Raw genomic sequence first — 607 nt, 5'->3', positions numbered from 1 at the left:
GGTCGGCGCGGCCCGCCGGATGGGCATCCAGGCGAAGTCGCGCGAGGTCCGCGGAGCCGACCGGGTGGTGGTCCGCGACGGCGACGCGATCGGCGCGCTGCTGACCCGCCTGGGCGCGCACACGAGCGTCCTGCAGTGGGAAGAGCGCCGGATGCGCCGCGAAGTCCGCGCGACGGCCAACCGCCTGGCGAACTTCGACGACGCGAACCTCCGCCGCTCGGCCCGCGCGGCCGTGGCGGCGGCGGCCCGGGTGGAGCGCGCGCTGGAGATCCTCGGCGAGACGGCCCCGGACCACCTGCTGGCCGCGGGCAAGCTGCGCCTGTCGAACCGGCAGGCATCGCTGGAGGAGCTGGGCCAGCTGTCGGACCCGCAGATGACGAAGGACGCGGTCGCGGGACGCATCCGGCGGCTGCTGGCGATGGCGGACAAGCGGGCGAAGGACCTGAGCATCCCGGACACCGAGTCCGCGGTCACCCCGGAGATGCTGGAAGAAGAGGACGCCTGACGGGTCGGCCGCCGTCGGGATCGCGTCGTCGCGGGGCTCGATCACACCGGCATCGCGCGGTCGTGCCCGGCCATCAGCTCGAGGAGCCGGTCGGGCCCGGCC

General features: G+C 75.3%; 1 protein-coding gene. It reads left to right on the top strand.

The window, feature by feature from the left end; translation table 11 throughout:
* Positions 1–505, top strand: a 505-nt coding sequence (whiA, locus tag G3I65_RS04165) for a DNA-binding protein WhiA (protein ID WP_160694906.1), incomplete at its 5' end; no start/stop codon positions are given.
* Positions 506–607: the final 102 nt, after the last annotated feature.

It is taken from the genome of Amycolatopsis sp. SID8362 (assembly GCF_010550475.1).
In the GTDB taxonomy this organism is placed as follows: Bacteria; Actinomycetota; Actinomycetes; order Mycobacteriales; family Pseudonocardiaceae; genus Amycolatopsis; species Amycolatopsis eburnea.
This window is presented reverse-complemented; position numbering and strand designations above follow the sequence as displayed.